Source organism: Streptomyces sp. NPDC015171, from assembly GCF_043079545.1.
Classification (GTDB): domain Bacteria; phylum Actinomycetota; class Actinomycetes; order Streptomycetales; family Streptomycetaceae; genus Streptomyces.
This window is the reverse complement of sequence record NZ_JBIBUO010000002.1, coordinates 474,026-492,029: the sequence shown is the minus strand read 5'-3', so window position 1 is coordinate 492,029 and position 18,004 is coordinate 474,026. Positions and strand designations below refer to the sequence as shown.

At 72.8% G+C, this 18,004-nt stretch carries 14 protein-coding genes; 9 read left to right on the top strand and 5 right to left on the bottom strand.

The window, feature by feature from the left end; translation table 11 throughout:
* Positions 1-16: 16 nt before the first annotated feature.
* Positions 17-280: a hypothetical protein gene (locus ACF073_RS06675; RefSeq protein WP_392067260.1), complete on the bottom strand. Its 264-nt coding sequence runs from the start codon at positions 278-280 to the stop codon at positions 17-19.
* A gap of 147 nt (positions 281-427) precedes the next feature.
* On the opposite strand from ACF073_RS06675, the gene ACF073_RS06670 reads away from it, so the two are divergent.
* From ACF073_RS06670 to ACF073_RS06650, 5 genes are all read left to right on the top strand, one after another.
* Positions 428-1,276 carry a TIM barrel protein gene (locus ACF073_RS06670; RefSeq protein ID WP_392067259.1) on the top strand — a complete coding sequence of 283 codons (849 nt, stop codon included), beginning with the start codon at positions 428-430 and terminating at the stop codon, positions 1,274-1,276.
* 41 nt (positions 1,277-1,317) lie between these two features.
* On the top strand, positions 1,318-2,208 hold the full coding sequence (locus ACF073_RS06665; protein WP_392067258.1) for a 2-hydroxy-3-oxopropionate reductase: 891 nt from the start codon (positions 1,318-1,320) through the stop codon (positions 2,206-2,208).
* A gap of 172 nt (positions 2,209-2,380) precedes the next feature.
* Positions 2,381-3,844, top strand: a complete 1,464-nt coding sequence (locus ACF073_RS06660) for a catalase (protein WP_392067257.1) — start codon at positions 2,381-2,383, stop codon at positions 3,842-3,844.
* 423 nt (positions 3,845-4,267) lie between these two features.
* Positions 4,268-4,501: a hypothetical protein gene (locus ACF073_RS06655; RefSeq protein WP_392067256.1), complete on the top strand. Its 234-nt coding sequence runs from the start codon at positions 4,268-4,270 to the stop codon at positions 4,499-4,501.
* A 160-nt stretch (positions 4,502-4,661) separates the two neighbouring features.
* On the top strand, positions 4,662-5,582 hold the full coding sequence (locus ACF073_RS06650) for a TIGR04222 domain-containing membrane protein (RefSeq protein WP_392067255.1): 921 nt from the start codon (positions 4,662-4,664) through the stop codon (positions 5,580-5,582).
* A gap of 111 nt (positions 5,583-5,693) precedes the next feature.
* Here the strand turns inward: ACF073_RS06650 and gcl are convergent, their stop codons facing one another.
* Entirely contained in the window at positions 5,694-7,472 is a 1,779-nt protein-coding gene (gcl, locus tag ACF073_RS06645; protein ID WP_392067710.1) for a glyoxylate carboligase, read from the bottom strand.
* Positions 7,473-7,715: 243 nt separating this feature from the next.
* On the opposite strand from gcl, the gene ACF073_RS06640 reads away from it, so the two are divergent.
* A complete protein-coding gene (locus ACF073_RS06640) occupies positions 7,716-8,510 on the top strand; it encodes a hypothetical protein (protein ID WP_392067254.1) in 795 nt (264 codons plus the stop codon).
* Between the two features lie 54 nt (positions 8,511-8,564).
* On the opposite strand, the gene ACF073_RS06635 is transcribed toward ACF073_RS06640, so the two are convergent.
* Both ACF073_RS06635 and ACF073_RS06630 read right to left on the bottom strand, forming a co-directional pair.
* On the bottom strand, positions 8,565-10,157 hold the full coding sequence (locus ACF073_RS06635; RefSeq protein WP_392067253.1) for an AMP-binding protein: 1,593 nt from the start codon (positions 10,155-10,157) through the stop codon (positions 8,565-8,567).
* Complete coding sequence (locus ACF073_RS06630) at positions 10,154-11,827, bottom strand: AMP-binding protein (RefSeq protein ID WP_392067252.1); 1,674 nt, start codon at positions 11,825-11,827, stop codon at positions 10,154-10,156. The genes ACF073_RS06635 and ACF073_RS06630 overlap by 4 nt, the downstream gene beginning before the upstream one ends.
* 114 nt (positions 11,828-11,941) lie before the next feature.
* On the opposite strand from ACF073_RS06630, the gene ACF073_RS06625 reads away from it, so the two are divergent.
* The 3 genes from ACF073_RS06625 (at position 11,942) to ACF073_RS06615 (ending at position 16,737) form a co-directional block, all read left to right on the top strand.
* Positions 11,942-12,766, top strand: a complete 825-nt coding sequence (locus ACF073_RS06625; RefSeq protein ID WP_392067251.1) for a response regulator transcription factor — start codon at positions 11,942-11,944, stop codon at positions 12,764-12,766.
* Between the two features lie 153 nt (positions 12,767-12,919).
* Positions 12,920-15,739 carry an ATP-binding protein gene (locus ACF073_RS06620; protein WP_392067250.1) on the top strand — a complete coding sequence of 940 codons (2,820 nt, stop codon included), beginning with the start codon at positions 12,920-12,922 and terminating at the stop codon, positions 15,737-15,739.
* Between the two features lie 206 nt (positions 15,740-15,945).
* Complete coding sequence (locus ACF073_RS06615; protein WP_392067249.1) at positions 15,946-16,737, top strand: S1 family peptidase; 792 nt, start codon at positions 15,946-15,948, stop codon at positions 16,735-16,737.
* 98 nt (positions 16,738-16,835) lie between these two features.
* Here the strand turns inward: ACF073_RS06615 and ACF073_RS06610 are convergent, their stop codons facing one another.
* Entirely contained in the window at positions 16,836-17,990 is a 1,155-nt protein-coding gene (locus tag ACF073_RS06610; RefSeq protein ID WP_392067248.1) for a winged helix DNA-binding domain-containing protein, read from the bottom strand.
* Positions 17,991-18,004 lie beyond the last annotated feature (14 nt).

The window sequence follows — 18,004 nt, the reverse complement described above, 5'->3', positions numbered from 1 at the left end:
AAGGGCTCGTCCCCGGTCACCTATCACCCTCCCCGGTCCCGTCGCCGATCACGTTGACCTGGAGCGAGACCCGGGTGGCTCCGGCCGCCAGGGACTTGCGCAGCAGCGCGTCCACCGCGGTGAGCACGCGGTCGGCCCCGCCCTCGGCCGTGTTGCCGAAGGGCCCCACGTCGACGGCGTCCAGCTCGGCCGTCTCGATGACCTCCCGCGCCACCAGGGCGTGGGCGGGCGCCTCGTCCAGGTCGAACGGTTCGGTCGTGAACTCCACTCTCAATCGCACGCGCTCAACCTAACGCCCGGCGGGGCCTTTCGGGCGGCCGGTGACCGACCCCCCTTGACAAGCGACGACACACGACGGCAATCTTCCATTACGCAGAAACGAACTTCCGCAATACGGAATCTCGACACGGAAGGGAGCGCGGCCCGAATGCCAGGTTTTGAGTGGAGCACCGCCGCAGACCAGCGCTTCAACGTCAATCTGTCGATCCTCTTCACGGAACTCCCGCTCCTGGAGCGCCCCGCGGCAGCCGCCGCGGCGGGCTTCTCCGCGGTCGAGCTGTGGTGGCCCTGGATCGACTCGCCCACACCGCCCCGGTCCGAACTCGACGCCCTGAAGAAGTCGATCGAGGACGCGGGCGTCCAGCTCACGGGGCTCAACTTCTACGCCGGACAGCTGCCGGGCCCGGACCGCGGCGCCCTGTCGGTACCGGGCGAGGAGTCGGAGAGGTTCCGCGCCAACATCGACGTAGCCGCCGGATTCGCGCAGTCCCTCGGCTGCACGGCGCTCAACGCGCTCTACGGCAACCGCGTCGAGGGCGTGGACCCGGCCGAGCAGGACGCGCTGGCCCTGGAGAACCTGGTCCTCGCGGCCCGGGCGGCCGACCGGATCGGCGCCGTCCTGCTGATCGAGGCCCTCAACCGGCCCGAGTCCCCGCTGTACCCGCTGGTCTCGGCACCGGCCGCGATCGGTGTCGTGGACAAGGTGAACGCGGCGACGGGCCTGGGCAACGCCAGGTTCCTGATGGACCTCTACCACCTGTCCATGAACGGCGAGGACCTGCCGGCGGTCATCGAGCGCTACACCGCGAAGACCGGACACGTGCAGATCGCCGACAACCCCGGCCGCGGCGCCCCGGGCACCGGCTCGCTCCCGCTGGAGGAGCTGCTCGGCCGGCTGCGCAAGGCCGGCTACGACGGCTGGGTCGGCCTGGAGTACAAGGCCGGCGACCGCCCCAGCGCCGAGTCCTTCGACTGGCTCCCGCGCGAAGCGCGCTGAACCCCCGACTTTGCAGAGCAGCTAGAGAGGCACCCCCAGTCATGAGCACTCTTCCCAAGATCGCCTGGATCGGCCTCGGCATCATGGGCTCCCCCATGTCCGAGAACCTGATCAAGGCGGGTTACGACGTCACCGGCTTCACCCTGGAGCAGGACAAGCTGGACCGCCTGGCCGCCGCCGGCGGCACCGTGGCCGGCTCGATCGCCGAGGCCGTGCGCGACGCCGACGTGGTGATCACCATGGTGCCCGCCTCCCCGCAGGTCGAGGCCATCTCCTACGGCCCGGACGGCATCCTGGAGAACGCGAAGCAGGGCGCCCTGCTGATCGACATGTCCTCGATCACCCCGCAGACCTCCGTGGACCTGGCCGCCGCGGCCAAGGAGAAGGGCGTCCGGGTGCTGGACGCCCCGGTGTCCGGCGGCGAGGCCGGCGCCGTCGAGGCCGTGCTGTCGATCATGATCGGCGGCGAGCAGGCCGACTTCGACCAGGCCAAGCCGATCTTCGAGGCGCTCGGCAAGACCATCGTGCTGTGCGGTCCGCACGGCTCGGGCCAGACCGTGAAGGCCGCCAACCAGCTGATCGTCGCCGTGAACATCCAGGCGTGCGCCGAGGCCGTGGTCTTCCTGGAGAAGTCGGGCGTGGACCTGACGGCCGCGCTGGACGTCCTCAACGGCGGCCTGGCCGGCTCCACCGTGCTGACGCGCAAGAAGGACAACTTCCTGAACCGCGACTTCAAGCCGGGCTTCCGTATCGACCTGCACCACAAGGACATGGGCATCGTCACCGACGCCGCCCGCAACGTCGGCGCGGCCCTGCCCGTCGGCGCCGTGGTCGCCCAGCTGGTGGCGTCGCTGCGCACCCAGGGCGACGGCGGCCTGGACCACTCGGCCCTGCTGCGGGCCGTCGAGCGCCTCTCCGGCGCCCAGGTCTGACGTCCGTCCCCGCACTTCCGGGCCGCGGTGCCGCTGACACCTGTCCTGTCGCGCCCAGGCGGCACCGCGGCCCGGAATCAACTTCAACAAACTGTTGACGCTCAGTTCGCCCACTTCTAGGCTCCACGAAGCGGAAACAGGTTTCCGCTGACTCCCGCACGGAAGGTCCACGATGTCGAAGCGCGTGCTCACCACCGAGTCCGGCGCCCCGGTCGCCGACAACCAGAACTCCGCCTCCGCCGGCGTCGGCGGCCCGCTCCTGATCCAGGACCAGCAGCTCCTGGAGAAGCTCGCGCGCTTCAACCGCGAGCGGATCCCGGAGCGCGTGGTGCACGCCCGTGGTTCCGGCGCGTACGGCCACTTCGAGGTGACCGACGACGTCACCGGCTTCACGCACGCCGACTTCCTCAGCGAGATCGGCAAGCGCACCGAGGTCTTCCTGCGCTTCTCCACGGTCGCCGACTCGCTCGGCGGCGCCGACGCGGTGCGCGACCCGCGCGGCTTCGCGGTGAAGTTCTACACCGAGGAGGGCAACTACGACCTCGTCGGCAACAACACCCCGGTGTTCTTCATCAAGGACCCGATCAAGTTCCCCGACTTCATCCACTCGCAGAAGCGGGACCCGTTCACCGGCAAGCAGGAGCCGGACAACGTCTGGGACTTCTGGGCGCACGCCCCCGAGGCCACGCACCAGGTGACCTGGCTGATGGGCGACCGCGGCATCCCGGCCTCGTACCGGCACATGAACGGCTACGGCTCGCACACCTACCAGTGGACGAACGCGCAGGGCGAGGCGTTCTTCGTCAAGTACCACTTCAAGACGAACCAGGGCGTGCGCTGCCTCTCCGCCGAGCAGGGCGCCGAGCTGGCGGGCAAGGACCCCAACTCGCACCAGACGGACCTGCTCCAGGCCATCGAGCGGGGTGTGCACCCGTCCTGGACCCTGCACGTCCAGATCATGCCCGCGGCCGAGGCGGCGGACTACCGCTTCAACCCGTTCGACCTGACCAAGGTGTGGCCGCACAAGGACTACCCGCTGCAGCGCGTGGGCCGCCTGGTCCTCGACCGCAACCCGGACAACGTGTTCGCCGAGGTCGAGCAGGCCGCGTTCTCCCCGAACAACTTCGTGCCCGGCATCGGCCCGTCCCCGGACAAGATGCTCCAGGGCCGGCTGTTCGCCTACGCCGACGCCCACCGCTACCGCCTCGGCGTCAACCACACGCTGCTCGCCGTGAACGCGCCGAAGGCGGTCCCGGGCGGCGCCCAGAACTACGGCCGCGACGGCCTCATGGCGAGCAACCCGCAGGGGCGCAACGCCAAGAACTACGAGCCGAACTCCTACGACGGCCCGGCCGAGACCGGCCGCCCGCTGTCGGCGCCGCTGGCGGTGGCCGGCCACACCGGCAACCACGAGGCCCCGCTGCACACCAAGGACGACCACTTCTTCCAGGCCGGCGAGCTGTACCGGCTGATGTCCGCGGAGGAGAAGTCCCGCCTGGTCGCGAACATCGCCGGCGGCCTCTCGCAGGTCTCCCGCGACGACGTGATCGAGAAGAACCTGGCCCACTTCCACGCCGCCGACCCCGAGTACGGCAAGCGCGTGGAGGAGGCGGTCCGCGCCCTGCGCGAGGACTGATCCCCAGGACGACACAAGCAGCGTACGGGATCTGACGGGAGGTCACGATCTCCGCACGCGGCCCGCGCGAACCGCTGGACGGCCCGGATGAGGGGTGGCCGCACGGCGAGGAGCGCGGGCAGGGCGCGGACCGCGGCGGTATGCGAGCCAGTGCGGTGGTGAAGGACCGGGGTCCCCTTCTCGACCAGAGGGAAGGGGCTCAGGCTCCATCGCATCCGCCGCGGTCCCACCCAGCCCCCGGCAACGGGGGCCACCCGCCCCGTCCGGCGGCGCGAACGACCTGTCGCGCCCAGCCTCGCGCCGTCGGACGGCTACCACGTGTCACCGGAGCGCCCCCTGCACCAGGGGGCGCTCCGTGCTGTTCCGGCGCCGGCGTGCGCGGCGCCCGTATCCGCAGGACGCTGGTCCCAGGAGGCTGATCCCATGGGCGATCCGACGCACTACCCGCACATCGTGGTCCACTCCCCCGCGCTGGACGGCTCCCGGCGGGTCACCGAGGGGGACGTGACGCTGGGGATCGCCTCGCATCTGGACGACGTCGTGGAGATCCTCCGGATGGCCGACCTGGACCGGATCGAAGTGGAGCAGGACGACCTGATCGAGTGGCAGGGCGGCGGCCCGGACGACTGGCCCGGCCTCTCGGAGCACGAGCTGTGACGACGGCGGGTACGGCAGCGGTCGTAGTCCGGCCGCGCAACCCTCAGATCTACCTCTGAAGAACCCCGCGGAGGCTTCGGCCACCGCCGGCGGCGGGCATGGTGACGGCACACGGGGATCCGCCGGCACGGGGGCGGCGGGCCCCGTGCGGGGGTGCCTCATGAGCCGTACGACGAACCGGATGCCGTGGCTGCCGCGGGATCCGTGCGCGATCGCGCTGCTGCGCGGGGGCGACCACGCCGCGGTCGCCGTCGCCGTACTCGGGCTGCATCTGCGGGGCGCGGTCGAGACCGGCCGGCCGGGCACGCTGCGCAGGGCCGGGACGGGCGGGGCCGAGTTCCGGCACCTGCTGGAGAAGGCGGTCCACGCCGGCCTCGACCGGCCCGCGGGACCGGGGGAACTGGCCGGCGGCGCGGTGGTGCGACGGGTCTTGGCGCGGATGCGCGCCGAGCTGGAGGCCGAGGGGCTGCTGCGTGCGCCGGCGCCCCGCCGTGCGCTGTCGCGAGTCCTCGGACCCGCTCGGTCAGGGGGCACCCCCGCCGGCCGCCGGGGGCTGGCGGCACTGCGCGGGCGCCGTCCGCTCCCCCAGGGCCCCGACGGGCTGCCGGAGGAGGAGGTGCTGCTCGCCGTCGCGCTCTACGGCCGACGGGCACTGGCCCTCCTCGTGCCCCGTTTCGCCCGCGAGGCCGGGCTCACCGGGCCGGACGCGCCGGCGGACGAGGACCGCTTCCCGTCCGCCCGGGGAAACGACCCGTGGGGCGCCGCCGGCCCCGAGGGCCCGCCCGGGCGGCACGCCGACGGCCTGACCGGCGGCACGCCCGTCGGGCCCGATCCCGGCCCTCACAGCGGTCACGGCGCGCACGGGCACGGCGGGCATGGCGGCCACGGCGGCCACGGCGGGCACGACCACGGGGGCGGCTTCGGAGGTGGCTTCGGCGACCACGGCGGGGGCTTCGGAGGGCACGGCGGGCACGACCACGGGGGCGGCTTCGGAGGTGGCTTCGGCGACCACGGCGGGGGCTTCGGCGGGCACGGCGGGCACGACCACGGCGGCGGAATCGGCGGCGGCGGTTTCGGCTGAGGCCGGCGCGCGGACGCCGAGGGGCCGGGGCGCCCGTGGACGACGGCCCGCGGACACGACGAAGGGGCGGCCCCTCCCCCCGGGCGGGCCGCCCCTCGTGCGTCAGGTGTCTCAGACCTTGAGCGTCTTGATCGACGTCGGCGCGTGGCCGGGCTCGGTGGCCAGGTCCTCGAACTCGCTGATGTCGCTGATGTCCATGGTGCGGCTCATCGAGATGTTGGTGATCCGCTCCAGGATCGCCTCGACCACGACCGGCACCCGGTACTCGGCGGCCAGCTTCTTGGCCTGCTCGAAGGCGGCGCCCAGCTGGTCCGGCTCGGTGACCCGGATGGCCTTGCAGCCCAGGCCCTCGGCGACCTTGACATGGTCGACGCCGTAGACGCCCAGCTCCGGGGCGTTGATGTTCTCGAACTCCAGGTTGACCTGGAAGTTGATGTCAAGGCCGATCTGCGCCTGCCGGATCAGGCCCAGGTAGGCGTTGTTCACCAGGACGTGGACGTAGGGGATCCGGTGCTGGGCGGCGACCGCCAGCTCCTCGATCAGGAACTGGAAGTCGTAGTCGCCGGAGAGCGCGACGACCGGGGAGTCCGGGTCGGCCTTGGCGACGCCGATCGCGGCCGGGATGGTCCAGCCGAGCGGCCCTGCCTGGCCGCAGTTGATCCAGTGCCGCGGCTTGTAGACGTGCAGCATCTGGGCGCCGGCGATCTGGGAGAGGCCGATCGTGGTGACGTACCGGGTGTCCGGGCCGAAGGCCTTGTTCATCTCCTCGTACACCCGCTGCGGCTTCATCGGCACGTTGTCGAAGTGGGTGCGGCGCAGCAGGGTGGCCTTGCGCTCCTGGGTGGAGGCGACCCACGCGGAGCGGTCGGGCAGCTTGCCCTCGGCCTTCAGCTCCTTGGCGACCTCGACGAACAGCTCCAGCGCGGCCTTGGCGTCGGAGACGACACCGTAGTCCGGCGGGAAGATCTTGCCGAGCTGGGTGGGCTCGATGTCGACGTGGACGAACTTGCGCTCCCCGCGGTAGACGTCGAGCTTGTAGCCGGTGTGCCGGTTGGCCCAGCGGTTGCCGATGCCGAGGACGAAGTCCGACTCCAGGAAGTTGGCGTTGCCGTAGCGGTGCGAGGTCTGGACGCCGACCATGCCGGCGTTCAGCTCGTGGTCGTCGGGCAGCGTGCCCCAGCCCATCAGGGTCGGGATGACCGGGGTCCCGGTCAGCTCGGCGAACTCGACCAGCAGCTCGGTGGCGTCGGCGCCGATGACGCCGCCGCCCGCGACGATGACCGGGCGCTCGGAGGCCAGCAGGAAGGAGATCGCCTTCTCGATCTGGGCGCGGCTCGCGGCCGGCTTGTAGACCGGCAGCGGCTCGTACGTCTCCGGGTCGAACTCGATCTCGGTGAGCTGGACGTCGATCGGCAGGTCGATCAGGACCGGGCCCGGACGGCCCGAGCGCATCAGGTGGAAGGCCTGCTGGAAGACGCCGGGGACCTGCGCCGCCTCCAGGACGGTGACCGCCATCTTGGTGACCGGCTTGGCGATCGAGGCGATGTCGACGGCCTGGAAGTCCTCCTTGTGGATCACGTGCGTGGGCGCCTGGCCCGTGATGCACAGGATCGGGATGGAGTCGCCGATGGCGGAGTACAGGCCGGTGATCATGTCGGTGCCGGCCGGGCCCGAGGTGCCGATGCAGACGCCGATGTTCCCCGGGCGGGTCCGGGTGTAGCCCTCGGCCATGTGCGAGGCGCCCTCGACATGGCGGGCGAGGGTGTGGCTGATGCCGCCGCCCTCCTTGAGGGCCTTGTAGAAGGGGTTGATCGCCGCGCCCGGCACACCGAAGGCGTCGGTGACGCCCTCGCGCTTGAGGATCTCAACTGCCGCGCGGGCAGCGGTCATACGAGCCATCGAGTACTCCTGCTTCGGCTGTCGGATGCGTACCCCCCGTCGCGCCCCGCGGTGAGCACAGTCTCCAGATTCTTATTCCGCATTGCGGAAAGTAACTTCTACTATCTGGAAGCAATGTAAGGGGGCCGGGGAAGGCCGTCAAGAGCGGTCCGGACACCGGAAAGCGCCGGACAGGAGCGGGTGGGGAGGAGCACCATGGGAGCGCCGTCCCGACGCGACGCCTTGGAGTGGGCCATGCCCGAGAGCGTTCCGGTGCGCTGTCCGGTCTGCCGGCGCGTACACGTCTACACCGCGCCGGAGTATCCGTGCGCCTGCGGAGCGCCCACCGCCCCGCGGCTGGATCCGGCGACCGCGCCGGCCGTGGCGGCGCACCGCTCCTGGGACGACGAGTGGCTCGCCGTGCCGTGCGCCGCCTGCGGGCGCCTGGGCCACTGGCCGCATCCGGAGCTGGGCTGCCCGTGCGGCTCGGTGCTGCGGCTCGCGGTGGCCGGTCCGCCGGCCGCCGGCCCGCCGGCGCGGGGGGCGGCGCCGGCCGCGCCGGGGGATCCCTGCCCCGCGCCTGCCGGCGACCCCAGGGACCCCGGCGGCGCACCGGGCGCCGGCACCGGGCAGCGGCCCCCGTTCCAGCCCCGCGCCATCCGGACCGCCCGCGACGCCGTCACCACGGCCGCCCTCTATCTGCGCTGGCTCGGCTACCGGGACATCCGCCGCGCCGACCAGCGGCCCCCGAACGGCATCGGGCTCGCCGCCCGCGGACTGCTCGCCCAGGTGGACCCGACCGTGCGGCCGGCCGCGCCGAGGGACGTGGAGTGCCTGTGGCTGACGGCGATGACCGAGTCCGCGCGGTGCGTGTACTTCTCCCTCGCCGGCTACACCGACGCCGCCCGGACCGGCGCGGACGCCCTCGGGTTACCGCTGTTCGTGCTCGACCTCGCGGGCGTCCCGCAGCCGGTGAACGAGCCGGCCGGCACCCTGCGCACCGCGGGGGCACCATGCCCGGGCACCAGGGCACGAGACGGCCGGACCTGACCTCCCGGCCGGCCCGGCCGGGGAACGCTCACCGGACGCCGGGTTCCGGGTGTCTCACACCCCGTACTTCTCCCGCAGTTCGACCTTGCGCACCTTGCCCGACACGGTCATCGGGAAGGAGTCGAGGATCCGCAGCAGGCTCGGGACCTTGTAGTGCGCGAGCCGGCCCGCGCAGAAGTCCCGCAGCTCCTCCAGGGTGAGCGGGTCGCCGGGGTCGCGCGGGATGACACAGGCGAGGACCTCCTCGCCGTACCGCTCGTGGGGCACCCCGACGACCTGGACGTCCCGGATCTTCGGGTGGGCGTGGAGGAACTCCTCGACCTCGCGCGGGTAGATGTTCTCGCCGCCCCGGATGATCATGTCCTTGATCCGGCCGACGATCTCGACGTACCCGTCCTCGCGCATCACCGCGAGGTCCCCGGTGTGCATCCAGCGGCCCGCGTCGATCGCCTCGGCGGTCTTCTCCGGCTCGTCCCAGTAGCCGAGCATCACGCTGTAGCCGCGGGTGCACAGCTCGCCCGCCGTACCGCGCGGGCACGTCAGCCCGGTGGCCGGGTCGACGACCTTGACCTCCACATGCGGCAGGACGCGGCCGACGGTGCCGGTGCGGTGCTCCAGGTCGTCCTCGATCCGGGTCTGCAACGACACCGGTGACGTCTCCGTCATGCCGTAGCAGATGGAGACCTGCTCCATGTGCATCTCGGCGACCACCCGCTTCATCACCTCCACCGGGCAGGGGGAGCCCGCCATGATGCCGGTGCGCAGGCTGGACAGGTCGTAGGAGGCGAAGTCCGGGAGGTTCAGCTCCGCGATGAACATCGTCGGCACCCCGTACAGGGACGTGCACCGCTCCTGCTGCACCGCCTCCAGCGTGGCCTTCGGATCGAAGGACGCGGCCGGGATGACCAGGCATGCGCCGTGCGAGGTGGCCGCCAGGTTCCCGAGGACCATGCCGAAGCAGTGGTAGAAGGGGACCGGGACGCAGACCCGGTCCTGCTCGGTGTACGCGATCGACTCCCCCACGAAGTACCCGTTGTTGAGGATGTTGTGGTGGGAGAGGGTGGCGCCCTTGGGGAAGCCGGTGGTGCCCGAGGTGTACTGGATGTTGATGGGGTCGTCGCAGGACAGTTCCGCGTACGTCACGTCCGGGGTGGCCCGGGCCAGCAGCGCGTCCCAGCTCGGGTCGCCGATGTACACGATCTCGCGCAACGCGGGCAGCCTGACCCGCACCTCTTCGGCCATCGCCCGGTAGTCGCTCGTCTTGTGGCTCAGCGAGGCGACGAGGAGGCTGACACCGGCCTGCCGGAGGACGTACTCGACCTCGTGGGTGCGGTACGCCGGGTTGATGTTCACCATGATCGCGCCGATCCGGGCGGTGGCGTACTGGACCAGGACCCACTCCGGGCAGTTGACCGCCCAGATGCCCACCCGGTCGCCCTTGCCTATCCCGCCGGCGGCCAGCGCCCGCGCCAGCTCCTCGACGTCCGCGCCGAACCGCGCGTACGTCCAGCGGCGCCCCGACCCGGCGTCGACCAGGGCCTCGCGGTCCGGCCACGCGGCCACGGCCCGGTCCAGGTTGGCGCCGATGGTGTCGCCGAGCAGGCCGACCGGACTCGTGCCGTGCGTGTACGAAGGCTGCGCGGTCACCGGAAGTCCTCCTCGCGGTACTCGTCCGCCGAGCCCGCGGCCGTGGCCTCGCGCAGCTCGATCCGGCGGATCTTGCCGGACACGGTCTTGGGCAGGGTGCCGAACTCCAGGCGGCGGATGCGCTTGTAGGGGGCGAGCACCTCGCGGGAGTGCTCGAAGACGGCCTTGGCGGTGTCGGGTCCCGGCTCCCAGCCCTCGGCGAGGACGACGTACGCCTTGGGCACGGCGAGCCGCAGTTCGTCCGGTGCGGGCACGACGGCCGCCTCGGCCACCGCCTCGTGCTCCAGCAGCGCGCTCTCCAGCTCGAACGGGCTCACCTTGTAGTCCGACGCCTTGAACACGTCGTCGCTGCGCCCGATGTAGGTGAGGTATCCCTCCTCGTCCCTGGTCGCGATGTCGCCGGTGCGGTAGTAGCCGCCCGCCATCGCCTCCGCCGTGCGGTCCGGGTCGCCGTGGTAGCCGGTCATCAGGCCGACCGGGCGCTCGGAGAGGTCGAGCGCGATCTCGCCCTCGGTGACACCGGGCGCACCGGAGACCGGGTCGAGGAGCTCCACCCGGAAGCCGGGGCTGGGGCGGCCCATGGAGCCGGTCTTCAGCGGCTGGCCCGGGCTGTTGGAGACCTGTACGGCGGTCTCGGTCTGCCCGAAGCCGTCCCGGACGGTCACCCCCCAGGCCCGCCGGACCTGCTCGATGACCTCGGGGTTGAGCGGCTCGCCCGCCGCCACGGCCTCGCGCGGCGGGGTGGCGAGCCGGCCCAGGTCGGCCTGGATGAGCATGCGCCACACGGTCGGCGGGGCGCAGAACGTGGTGACGCCGGCCCGGTCCATCTCGGCCATCAGCCGGGACGCGTCGAAGCGGGTGTAGTTGTAGAGGAAGACGGTCGCCTCCGCGTTCCACGGCGCGAACAGGTTGGACCAGGCGTGCTTGGCCCAGCCGGGCGAGGAGATGTTCAGATGCACGTCACCGGGCTTGAGACCGATCCAGTACATCGTCGCCAGGTGCCCGATGGGGTACGAGGTGTGGGTGTGCTCGACCAGCTTGGGCTGGGCGGTGGTGCCCGAGGTGAAGTAGAGCATCAGCGGGTCGTCGGCCAGGGTCGGGCCGTCGGGGACGAACTCGGCGGGGGCCGTGTACGCGTCCTCGTACGGCTCCCAGCCCTCCTCCGGCAGGCCGCCGGCCGAGATCCGGGTGAAGGTGCCGGGCACCTCGGCGAACTTCGCGGTGTCCGCCGCCCGGACGACCACGTGCTTCACCCGGCCGCGCGCCACCCGGTCGCACAGATCGGCCGGGCCGAGCAGCGGGGTGGCCGGGATGACGACCGCCCGCAGCTTCATCGCGGCCAGCGCGGTCTCCCACAGCTCGGCCTGGTTGCCGAGCATGACCAGGATGCGGTCCTCGGCGGCGACGCCCCGCGCGCGCAGGTGGTTCGCGACCCGGTTCGAGCGCTCGGCCAGCTCGGCGAAGGACAGCCGGGTCTCGCCGCCGTCCTCCTCGACGATGTGCAGCGCCGTGCGGTCGTTGCCGGCGGCGATCACGTCGAACCAGTCCAGCGCCCAGTTGAAGTGCTCGGGCCGCGGCCAGCTGAAGCCCTCGCAGGCGGTGGCATAGTCCTCGCGGTGCTCCAGCAGGAAGTCCCGTGCACTCCTGAAGGCATCCGTCGCCGTCGTCATCTGCGTCCTCCCATATTCCGGACCATTGCCGGGCGGCTCTCTGGCATCGTCTAATCCGTGATGCAGGTCTCACTACCCCCGAACGGGGGTGTGGACGACCGAAGGGGCGAACAGGTGACGGCAGACGCGGTGGGCGCGGTGGAGTTCGGCGCCGCGCTGGCCCGGCTGCGGAGGGCCACGGGGCTGCCCGTCGCCTTCGGCGGTCCGGTGGAGTCCGGCAGGACGCGGGTCCGCATCAGCGAGCTGAGCGGCACCACCACGGCCGCGCTGCGCTCGCTCGCGGTGATCTCCGGCAGCGGGCTCGGCGGCAAGGCGGTGGCGCTGGCGCGGCCGTGCGCGGTCACGGACTACTCCAGCTCCCGGCAGATCAGCCACGAGTACGACGTGCCGGTGGCCGCCGAGGGGATCCGCTCGGTGCTCGCGGTGCCGGTCGTGGTCCGGCGGCGGGTGCGCGGGGTGCTGTACGGCGCGCTGCGCTCGGCCCAGCCGCTGGGCGACCGCACGCTGGGCGCGGCGGTGGCGGTGGCGCGGGACGTGGAGCAGGCGCTGGCGGTACGGGAGGAGGTGCGGGGGCTGCTGGCGGCGGCCCAGCCGGCCGGCACCGTTCAGGGGGCCGCCTGGGAGCAGGTGCGCGAGGCGCACGCGGCGCTGCGGGCGCTGGCCCCCCGGATCGCCGACCCGGCTCTGCGGGCCGAGCTGCTGGCCGCGTGCGGTCTGCTGACCGCACCGCCACGAGCCGGGGGCGTGACCCTGGCGCCACGCGAGCTCGACGTGCTGTCCTGGGTGGCGGCAGGGGCCACCAATGCGGCGGTGGCCGAACGGCTGGGCCTGCGACCGGAGACGGTGAAGGGCTACCTGCGCTCGGCGATGCGGAAGCTGGGCGCGCACACACGAGGGGAGGCGGTGACCGCGGCCCGCAGGGCGGGGCTGCTGCCGTAGCCCGAAGGCGGTGAGGAAACCTTCCCATTCACGCGATGACACTTTGAATTTCCCTCTGCTTGACGGTTTGTTATTTCCCTCACCACAGCTTCCGTCCGAATTTCAAGGATCGTTGCCTAGAATTTGGCCCGGACACGACACACGAGGGGAGCGGTGACCGTGCGACGGGACTTCCAGGAGCCTGCCAGGTGCCGTCCCGAGCTCGTCATCGGCCGCGAGGAGTTGTTCGCCGACGCCCGTGAGCACCTCGCCTCGGGGGGCAGTGTGCTGCTCCACGGCCCCGCCGGAATAGGGAAATCCACCATCCTGCGGGCATTGGCCGAGGAATACGGCGCCACCGCGCACACGGTGTTGCGCTGCTCGGCGACCGAGTCCGAATCCCATCTGCCCTTCCTCGCCCTCGCCGACCTGCTCGGCCTCGTCCTCGACGACGTCTCCCCCCGGCTGCCCGCCGCCCAGCGCACCGCCCTGGAGTCGGCCCTCACCGGCCGCGGCGAGTCCAGCCTCCAGCGCGACGGCCTCGCCCTGCGCCTCGCCGTGCTCTCCGCGCTGCGCGCGCTCGCCGTGCACGGCCCGGTCCTGGTCGTCGCCGACGATCTGCAGTGGCTGGATCCGGCCAGCGCCGAACTCCTCGGCTTCGCCGCCCGCCGGCTGGAGGGCACCCCGGTGCAGATGCTGTGCGCGGTGCGCACGGAGGGCCAGGAGAGCCAGGAGTACGACCGGCAGCTGCGCGCCTGCCCGCCGGGCACCCACGCCGTCCGGCTCGGCCCGCTCTCCCGCATCCAGGTCGCCAGGCTGCTGGACCACCGCGGCCACGGCGGCCTGTCGCGCTCCACCGTCCGCGAGATCCACCGCACCAGCGGCGGCAACCCGCTGTTCGCCCTGGAACTCGGCCGCGCCCTCGCCGAGAGCCCCACCCCGCCCCGGCCGGGCGAGCCGCTGCCGGTGCCGACCTCGCTGCGCGCCCTGGTCCTCAGCCGCCTCGACATGCTCTCGGTCGAGGCCCGCCGCACGCTGCTGGTGGCCAGCGCCGGCGCCCGCCCCACCCCGGCCCTGCTGCACGCGGCCGGCCGGGAGAACGCCGAGGCCGAGTGCGCCCAGGCGGCCGAACTCGGGCTGCTGGCCACCGAGCCCGACGCGCCGGCCGTACGGTTCGCGCACCCGCTGATCTCGGCCGCGCTCTACGCCGAGACGCCCGCGCACGAACGGCGGGCCGCGCACGCGGCGCTGTCCACCGCCGCCTCCGACCCGATCGAGCGGGCCCGGCACCTGGCCCTGGCCACCACCGGCACCGACCCGGAGGTCGCCGCCCGGCTCGCCGAGGCCGCCGCCCTCGCCCGGGACCGCGGTGCGCCCTCGGTCGCCGCCCAGCTCGGGCTGCTCGCCGCCCGGCACACCCCCGCCGACGGGGTGCCGGGCCAGGAGGAGCGCCGGCTGGCCGCCGCCGAGGACGCGATCACCGCCGGTGAGGTCGATCTGGCCCGGGACATCGCCCGGGAGGTGCTGACCCGGGCGACCGTGCCCGCCGACCGGGTGCGGGCCTGGATCATCGTCATCGACACCGCCGGCCACACCATGGCCGAGGTCGACGCCGTCTTCCCGCAGGCCCTCGCCGACGCCGGGGAGGACCCCCGGCTGCTGGCCCTGGTCCACTACCAGCTGGGCTGGCGGGCGCTGATCGTGGAGGGCGACTTCACCGAGGCCCGGGAGGCCGCCGCGCACGCCGCCGAGCTGGCCGCGCGCGGCCAGGACCGGCGCACCGAGCTGCTCGCCCTGGCCTTCCAGGCGCAGACCGAGACCCTGATGGGCCATCCGGAGGCGCCCCGCACCATCAAACGGGCCCTGAAGGAACCTCAGGATCCCCGGGTCGCCTGTCATCACAACGGGGCGGGCAGTGCCCGGTTCCGCTGGCTGGTCATGGGCGACCAGCTGTCCGAGGCCCGGGCCACCGTCACCGCGCTGCTGCGCGAGGTCCGCCGGCGCGGCTCGGTGGAGAGCGAGGTGCACTTCCTGCGCGGCCTGGCCGAGACCGAACTGCGCGCCGGGCACTGCGGACGCGCCCTCGACCTGGCCCGCGACAGCCTGCGGCTCGCCCGGGACTCCGGCATCGGCGAGACCGCGTCGGCGATGCTCACCTCGCTGGCGGAGGCCTCCGGCGGCGACGTGGACCGGGCGCTCGCGCTGGCCCGGGAGGCGGTGGAGCACGCCGAGGAGGACGGCGACCAGATGTACCTCTCCCGGGCGCTGGGCGCGCTCGGGTACGCCCAGCTGGTGGCCGGGGACCCGGCGGGCACCGTGCGCTCGCTGCGCCGGGTGCGCAGCCTTGAGCTGGGGCTCGGCATCACCGACCCGGCCCGGGGCCGCTGGCACGGCGACCTCGCCGAGGCGCTCGTCCGGATCGGTGAACCCGCCGAGGCGCAGGACGTCATCGCCGTGAGCCGCGAACACGCGCTGCGGCTCGGCCGGGAGAGCGTGCTCGCCGTGCTCGACCGGTCCGAGGCCCTGGTGCGGGCCGCCCGGGGGGACCTGGAGGCGGCCGTCGCCCAGTTGACGTCCGCTCAGGACCGGCTCGGCAAGCTGGGCTACGGCCTGGAGGAGGCGCGGGCCGCGTTCGCCCTGGCCCGGCTGCGCGGCAGGCGCCCCGGAACGCCGGCCGGCGACGAGGCCGTCCGGATGTTCCGCCGCTGCCGGGCGCTGCCCTGGCTGCGCCAAGTGGACGAGGTCCTCACCACCCCCGAGCCGGAACCGGCGCCGGCCGTGCCGGACGCGCAGGACGCCCTGGAGGTGCTGGCCGCGATGGAGCGTCAGGTGGCCGCGCTCGTCATGGAAGGCGCCACCAACCGGGAGATCGCGGCCCGCCTGTTCATCAGCGTGAAGACGGTGGAGGCGACGCTGACCCGGGTCTACCGCAAGCTGGGGATCCGATCGCGCGTCGACATCGTCCGATTGGCGGCAGGTCGCCGCGCGCCCTGAGCGCCGCTCTTGTTAACTGGCTCGGACCGAGGGTTTTCCCTCACCCAACCCCCTAGGGGGTTCCCTCATTGGGAGCCGAGGGTACCGGGTCCTAGCGTAAAGGGCGTGCCGCTCGCCCGGGCACACGGGGGTCGGTCCCGCGACCCCCGTGCACACCCACAAACCCGCGCGACCCCCCACCGGTGCAACCCCCACTGAGGAGACTCATGTTCGGGCCCAGACGTGTTAGAAAGACCGCCGCGACCCTGGTGGCCACCGCCGCGGCGGCGGCGACCGCGCTGCTCGCCTCCCCCACGGCGAACGCCGCCCCCCAGCCCATCGTCGGCGGTACGACCACCACGACGACCGCGTACCCGTTCATGATGCAGATCACGGACGCGTCCCAGAACCAGTTCTGCGGCGGCACGCTCGTGGCGCCCAAGAAGGTCGTGACGGCCGCCCACTGCATGGTCGGCGAGACCACCAGCAGCGTGCGCGTGGTCGGCGGCCGGACCTATCTGAACGGCACCAACGGCACGGTGAGCAAGGTCAGCAAGATCTGGATCAACCCGGACTACACGGACGCCACCAACGGCGACGACGTGGCCGTGCTGACCCTCTCGACGTCGATGCCGTACACCGCGGCCAAGTACGTCTCCTCCTCCCAGACGAGCGTCTACGCGGCCGGCACCACGGCCCGGATCCTCGGCTGGGGGACGACCTCGGAGAACGGCAGCTCCTCCAACCAGCTGCGGACCGCGACCGTCCCGGTCATGTCCGACTCCAGCTGCCGTTCCTCCTACGGTTCGGACTTCGTCCAGTCCGACATGGTTTGCGCCGGATACACCTCCGGCGGCGTAGACACCTGCCAGGGCGACAGCGGCGGTCCCCTGCTCATCGGGGGCGTCCTGGCAGGGATCACTTCTTGGGGCGAGGGGTGCGCGGAGGCAGGTTACCCGGGTGTCTACACCCGGCTGACCACCTTCTCGGACCTGGTGACCGCGCAGGTCAACTCGTAACCCAGAAGATTTCCCGGGTATCCCCCGGGTGATTGCCGGGGGGCGTTGCGGGCCACCACGAGCGGCCCGCAACGCCCCCTTTCCACTGCCCGCCCGCCTCATGGCCGTACGACGTCCCCGAACCGGATGTCGTACGACTCCCCCGGATGCAGCACGCCCAGCATCCGCTCCCCCTCCGCCGCCAGCTCCGTGCGCTGGGTCTTCGTCAGTTCGCCGAACGGCTCGATGACCAGGGCGTCGGGGTCCTTGCGCCACAGGCCGGCCAGGAAGCCGTCGACCAGGACGGTGGCGTAGGCCTGGTTGCCCCGCCGGGCGCGGCCCCGGTGCGCCGGGGGTACCACGCGGCTGCGGTCGGCGTAGGAGAGCAGCAGGTTGTCGTACTCGGGCAGGAAGCGGGGCGGTGCCGGGGTGGCCGGGTCGGGGCGCGGGGCCTGGGGGAGGTCGAAGAGTTCCACGCCGTCCGGGCCACGGAAGGTCAGCAGCCAGGGGCGCAGGCTCTCGAAGGCGGGGCGCAGGCGGGTGAGCCCGGCCCAGGTCTGCATGTCGCGCACGGAGGCGGGGCCGAAGGCCGCGAGGTAGCGCAGCACCAGGGGGTCCGGCGAGGGAGCGGCTCCGGCGGGCCGGCCCAGCCAGTGCTCGGCGGTGGTGAGGGCGACCTGCCCGCTCTCCTGCCACAGACCGCGCGGGGTGACCTGGACGAGCGGCAGGGTGCAGCGGGCGGCGACGGCGAGGGCCCGCGGGTCGGCGGCCGGCCACTCTGCACCCAGCGCCTGCCGGAGCTGCGCCATGGTCCGCGGTTCGGCCTCCACCAGCTCCCGGGCGACGGACGCGAGCCGGTCGAGGTCGACGCCCTCCAGCCCCTCGCGGAAGATGCCCAGCTCGCGGTCGCGGGCCGGCTGGACCAGGGGACGCAGGCTGAGGCAGTCGTCGGCGGTGTGGGCGTGGAGCGTGGAACGCAGGGTGACGAGCCGGGCCACCTCGCGGCGGGCGAGCAGCCCGGACAGCTGCTGCGGCACGAAGCCCTCCAGCCGGGCGGCGAGGGCGTGGTACGGGTCGCTCGTGCGCTGCGCGTGCAGGCCGAGGAGATGACCGACCGCGTCCCGGGCGGACCGCGCGGAGCGGCGCAGCAGGAGCTGCCGGGCGAGGGTGGCGCGGTTCAGGGCACGGACGTCCAGGACCGGAGCGGTCGCCGTGGCGTCCCCGCGGGGACCGCCCGGCCGCACGCCGCTCGGCTTCGCACTGCTCTTGGTCATGGCCGCACGCTAGC